Origin of the sequence: Cellulomonas sp. A375-1 (assembly GCF_001040865.1) — a bacterium.
Classification (GTDB): domain Bacteria; phylum Actinomycetota; class Actinomycetes; order Actinomycetales; family Cellulomonadaceae; genus Cellulomonas; species Cellulomonas gelida.
This window is the reverse complement of sequence record NZ_LFKW01000031.1, coordinates 1-5,860: the sequence shown is the minus strand read 5'-3', so window position 1 is coordinate 5,860 and position 5,860 is coordinate 1. Positions and strand designations below refer to the sequence as shown.

At 73.7% G+C, this 5,860-nt stretch carries 3 protein-coding genes; 1 reads left to right on the top strand and 2 read right to left on the bottom strand.

Annotated elements, in window-relative coordinates; translation table 11 throughout:
- Together CWIS_RS03000 and CWIS_RS02995 are read right to left on the bottom strand one after the other, a co-directional pair.
- Nucleotides 1-1,815, bottom strand: a 1,815-nt coding sequence (locus CWIS_RS03000; protein WP_048341823.1) for a glycoside hydrolase family 6 protein, incomplete at its 3' end; no start/stop codon positions are given.
- A 216-nt stretch (nt 1,816-2,031) separates the two neighbouring features.
- Nucleotides 2,032-3,021, bottom strand: coding sequence for a LacI family DNA-binding transcriptional regulator (locus CWIS_RS02995; protein WP_229747522.1), 990 nt, complete (start codon nt 3,019-3,021; stop codon nt 2,032-2,034).
- 186 nt (nt 3,022-3,207) lie between these two features.
- On the opposite strand from CWIS_RS02995, the gene CWIS_RS02990 reads away from it, so the two are divergent.
- Nucleotides 3,208-5,847 carry a substrate-binding domain-containing protein gene (locus CWIS_RS02990; RefSeq protein ID WP_048341758.1) on the top strand — a complete coding sequence of 880 codons (2,640 nt, stop codon included), beginning with the start codon at nt 3,208-3,210 and terminating at the stop codon, nt 5,845-5,847.
- Nucleotides 5,848-5,860 lie beyond the last annotated feature (13 nt).

Genomic DNA, 5,860 nt, shown 5'->3' with positions numbered 1-5,860 from the left:
GTTGTCGGTCGACGCGCTCCACGACAGCGCGACGCTCGTGCTGGTCACCGTGCCGACCGTCAGGCCCGAGGGCACCGACGGGGCGGTCGTGTCGGTGACGGTGCCCGACTGCGTCGTGGCCGTGACGGCCGTGGACGCGGACGAGACGTTGCCGGCGACGTCCTTGGCGCGGACGGTGAACGAGTACGCCGTGGACGGGCTGAGCCCGGTCGCGGTGAAGCTCGTCGACGTCGGCGACCCGATGAGGGTCGTGCCGCGGTACACGTCGTAGCCGGCCACACCCGAACCACCGGTGTTGTCGGTCGACGCGCTCCACGACAGCGCGACGCTCGTGCTGGTCACGGAGCCGACCGTCAGGCCCGAGGGCACCGACGGGGCGGTGGTGTCAGTCGGGGTGGTGCCCCCGCCGATCGCCGGGTGGGCGTTCTTCACCAGGGTGACGAACTGGTCCTCGAACCACTGGCCGGCGAGCGGCGCGTTCGGCGTGGCGCCCGTGAGCTGGTTCGACAGCTTCGACGAGACGTACGTCGGGTCGCACATACGGTCGAACCGCTTGCCCTGGTCGTTCGGGATGTCCGTCGAGGCACCGTCCGACTCGCCCGGGGGCTTGATCCAGACGAACGCGTCGAGGTGCGAGTCGGCGTAGCCCGAGGGGGTCGGCTGCGGCAGCTCGCCGATGCCGGCACCGAGCGGGTTGCACCAGGCGCCACGGTGCACGCGACGGTCGACGCGCGACTGGTTCACGTACGTGTTGAGGTCGGTGCTCGTCGAGACCGCCGTCGGACGGTTCGGGCCGCCCCAGCCGTTGCGCGACGTGTCGATGAGCATGCCGAGCGTCGTCGGGAAGCCCTCGGCGACGAGCAGGCGGTGCATGTGTGCCGTGAAGTCGACCTCGTCGAAGTCGTTGTTCCACTCGTAGAACGAGCTCGACCGGATCGGGTTGCCACCGCCCAGCGTCTTCGTCGGGTCCGTGAGGAACGGCTCCTCGAGGGGCGTCGTGTTGGCGACGTCGGAGACGAAGCCGTCGATCGACGCGAAGCCGGCCTTGGTGGTCTTGGCGACCTCCGCGAAGATCTTGGCCGACGGACCGGCGTTCGAGTCCCAGCCGAGCCAGCCGGAGTGGCCGATGTCGATGTAGTTGTAGACGTTGCCGAGCGCGTGGAGCTTGTCGAGCGCGTACTTGACGCCCGCGCGGTAGTACGGCGCCGCCTGCGAGCACTCGGGCTGGCTGATGTTGGTCACCAGGTTGGGCAGCGAGTCGGGCTCGATCGTCGCCGCGATGCGCAGGTTCTGGTACTTCGAGTCGCCCAGCAGGGCGGTGATCGGGTCGATGTACTCGGACTGGTAGCGCGCGAGGCCGGCGTCGGTCGCGGGGAGCTCACCGTTCGAGGCGAGCGCGTAGCAGTCGCGCCCGGGCAGGTCGTAGATGACCAGGTTGAAGACCAGCGGCTTGCCCGCGGCCTCCTGCTGCTGCACCGCGTTGTCGAGGTGGAACTTCAGGCCGTTGCCGTCGGCGTTGCCGGTGATGGCGCTGATCCGGTCCATCCAGACGGCCGTCGGCTGCTTGGCGACGGTCCGCATCTTCGCGGCGAGCGTCGAGTCGGACTGCGACGCCGCCGAGGCGAGGACGGCAGCGGACCAGGTCGGGTTCACGTACTGGACGGCACCCGCGTACGGGTTGTCGACGCGTGCTTCGGCGGCGGTGGCCGGGGCCAGGAACGCCATGGACAGGGGGAGCGCAGCGAGTGCCACCGTGGTGGCGACGCCTGCGGCACGACGCCTGCGGGCTGTTGCGCGGGGTCCGTGTCGGGACACGTGGTCCTCCGAGGGATCGAACGGCACGCCCGCGCGACAGTGTGCGGACGGGGCCGCCGGGAAGTCGTCGGCGACCGGGTCCAGCGGACCATGCAAGCGCTCCCAAGAGGAGCGCCCTAATCGATTCGCTCGCTCAGCCCGGATCCGGGAGCGGTTCCGTCGGCGCGCGCGACGAGCGATCTCACGCCCTCGACGGAGGGGGCGGTGAGCTGGCCGTCAGTGCGCCTGCGGCGCCGTGCTCCCTCGCACGGCGAGTGCCCCGATGGTCAGCGGTACCCGCACGGGAGGCGTGTCGTCGGCGGCGTCGAGCGTCCCCGTGACCGCGCGCGCGAGCGCCTCGCCGAGGTCGCCTGCGAGGGACGGCAGGCTCGTGAGCGCGGGCGTTGCGAGGCGGCACAGCACGCTGTCGGCGCCCGCGACGACCGAGACGTCCCAGGGCACGACGAGGCCCGTGCGGCGCGCGACGTCGAGCGCCGCCAGGGCCATGACGTCCGTGGCCAGCACGATCGCGGTCGGCCGCAGCCCTTGGGTCAGCAGGCGCCGGGTCGCCGCGGCCGCACCCTCGACGCTGCCGTCGGTGGGCACGATCTCGAGCGTCACGGTGCCGTCCGACAGTGCCGCGCGCAGACCGCGCTCGCACGCCGCGGTCCGCATCCGGTCGAGCGGGTCGGCCACCGCGGCGATCCGCTCGTGCCCCAGGCTCACGAGGTAGCGGGCGACGCGCGCGTACGCGTCCTCGTCGTCGACCTCGACCGCCGCCAGGCCGGGCGCGACGCCCGTCGGGCCGACCGCGACGGGTCGCAGCCCGGCGTCGACCGCGATGCGCAGGCGCACGTCGTCCTCGCGCACCTCGGGGACGACCACGACCTCGCACCGTCGTTCCGCGCCCCACCGCCGGTAGAGCTCCGCGGCCGCGGCCACGTCCGCCACGACGCGCAGGTCCACGCCGAGGCCACGCGGGACCAGCTCACGCTGGAACGCAGCGACGACGTCGAGCACGGGTGCGCCGTGCAGGGTCTCGCCGGCCACCACCGCCAGCCCGACGGCCTGGGCCCCCGCCCGCATCGAGCGCGCGGCGGGATTGGGTCGCCACCCCAGCTCGTCGGCGACCCGCAGCACCCGTTCTCGGGTCGCCACGGACACGCCGCGTCGGTCGTTCAGTGCGTAGGACACGACGGCGGTGGAGACGCCCGCCGCACGTGCCACGTCGGAGATTGTCGGTCGTCGTCCCGCTCTGGGGGCTGCCTGAGATGCCACGATCACCTAGTCTGTCGCCCGATGCGGACGAATCGCATCATCTCGGCTCCGACGACGTGGACGAGGTGACCAGTGACGGCAGCGACACCAGGGCGACGGGGCCCACTTCCCGGACCCGCCCGACGCACTGTCGGCGTGCTCGCACCCGTGGTCGGCGGCTTCTATTTCGGCGCCGTGATCGCAGGTGTCGCTCGGGCGTGCCGTGCGGGCGGCCACCGGGTCATCGCCGTGCAGACGTACCGCGCCGGCCTGGAGCGGGAGCCCGTCGTCACGCCTGACGACGTGCCTGTGGCGGTCGACGCGGTCGACGGACTGATCGTCCTGTCGGGTGCGCTGCCGCACGAGAGACTCGCCGCGATCGAGCGCTCGGGCATCCCCGTCGTGCTGGTCAGCGAGGAGGTCGCGACGGGCACCGCGCCGGTGGTCCTGCCCGACAACGCGCACGGCGTGCGGGCTTCCGTCGAGCACCTCATCGCGCACGGACATCGTGCGATCGGGTTCATCGGCTGTCTCACCCAGCGAGACATGCGCGAACGTTTCGACGCCTATCGCGAGACGTTGCAGGCGAACGACATCACGCCCGACGAGGGCTGGGTGTACGCCGCGAGCGACAACAACGAGCTCGGTGGGCAGACCGCGGCGCGGCTGATGCTCGCCGACGGCATGCGGACGACCGCGGTCGTCGTCGCGACCGACCGCAACGCCTCAGGCTTCGTCGCCGGGCTGCGCCAGGCGGGGCTGTCGGTCCCGCGGGACCAGGCCGTGGTCGCCTTCGACCACGCCGACTTCGGTGCGCGGCTCACGCCGCGGCTGACCACCGTCGACGCCCACTTCGACCGCGTCGGCGAGGCCGCGGTGCGTCTGCTCCTCGCGCGGCTGCGCGGCGAGGCCGTGCCGGTGGGGGAGCACCGCACCCCGACGTCACTGGTCGTCCGCGAGTCGTGCGGCTGCACGCCCCTGCGCCGGATCGAGGACTCGGGCGGCGACTGGCGCGACGAGCTGCTGGACCTCGTGCGCACGGCGTTCGCCGGCGGTCGCGTGGCGGTGCCCGCACCGCACGGACCACGCACCGCTCACCGTGAGGGGCACCTCGAGGCGCGGGGCGTGCGCGGCGGGGAGCGGCACGAGAGACGGACGCCGCAGGAGGCGTGGTGGCGCGCCGTCGTCGAGCCGCTCGTGGCGGCCCGCGGCGGTGTGCTGCCCGACGACCTGGCGATGTCGCGGCTGACGGAGCTCACGACCGGCCTTCAGCCCTACCCGGACGCGCTCGAGCTCCTGGTCGCGGTCGTACGCCGCGCGCACGACGCACTCGTGGGAGGCGAGGACATCGACGCGGCCGGTCGCACCGCGGTCGAGCGGGCGACGACCGAGGTCATCCTGGCGCTCACGCGCGGCTGCACGACGGCGCTCCTGCAGCGCTCGGGCCGGCTGGAGTCGACGCTCGTGCACCAGTACGAGGTCGCGACCGACCTGCTCCGCAGCGACGGCGCCGACCCACGCACGCTCGACTGGCTCCCGCGCTCCCTGCGCGGCCGTGCGTGCCTGGCGCTGTGGGCCGAGGGCACGGCGCCCGGACGCGACCGCCCGCTCGAGATCGTGGGCGTGCGGGACGGCTCGGGGGGCCTGGCGCGGCTCGTCGGCACACGGACCGTGCCCGCCGAGTTCCCGCCCGCGGCGATGCTGCGCGGCGGCATGACCGCCGAGGCGACGTTCGTCGTCCCCGTGACCTGCGGCAGCAGCGACTGGGGCCTGCTCGCCCTGGAGGGCGCGGTCGACACGCGCTCCACGACCGCCCGCGACCGCGCGAACCACTGGGCGGCTCTGCTCGCCGTCGCGCTCGACCAGCAGAGCATGCTCGCCTCCCTGCACGAGCAGCGCGTGCAGCTCGAGCAGGCGGCCGCGCGCGAGCGCGCGCTGGCCGACGCGGTGCGCGCGAGCGAGGAGCACTACGCGCTCGCGTCGATGGCAGCCGACGACGGCACGTGGGACTGGGACGTCTCGGCGGGGACGGTCTACTACTCGCCCCGCTGGAAGCGCACCCTCGGCTACGACGACGAGGCCGTCGGCTCGTCGCCCACCGAGTGGCTCGAGCGTGTGCACCCCGCGGACCGGGACGAGGTCTCGACCGCGATCGCGGCGGCGCTGGCGGGTGTGGACACCACGCTCGAGCTCGAGCACCGCGTGCGCGCGGCGTCGGGGCAGTACCGCTGGCTGATGTGCCGCGCCATGACGGTCCTCGACGAGGCGGGCTGCCCGGCGCGCGTCGTCGGGACGATCGTGGACGTCACCGAGCGCAAGCAGGCCGAGCTCTCCCAGCAGCGCGACGCGCTCCGCGAGTCCGAGACCGGCCTGGCCACGCGGCTGCTGTTCGTCGACCGCCTCGGCGCGGCGGTCGTGCGGGCCCACCGCGTGCACGAGTTCGACTGCGCGCTCGTCGTCGTCCGGCTCCCGGGCGCCGACGGGCCCGGCCGGACCGACGGGCCGACGGTCCGTCAGCTGGCCGAGCGGCTGCAGGCGGCCGTGCGCGCCGGGGACACCGCGGCGCGGATCGCGGAGGACCAGATCGCCCTGCTGCTCGAGGACACCGCAGGCGCCGTCCCGATGCGGGTGCGACGCGTGGTCGACTCCCTGGAGGCCGAGCTCGGCGAGCGCATCCGGGTCGGGATGGTCGCCAGCGTGCGCGGGTGCGCCGACGCCGCGGCGGTGCTGCGCGACGCGGACATCGCGCTCGCCCGCTCGGCTGCCTCACCACCGACGGTGCGGACGCCGCGCTGAGGCGGCGTCCGCA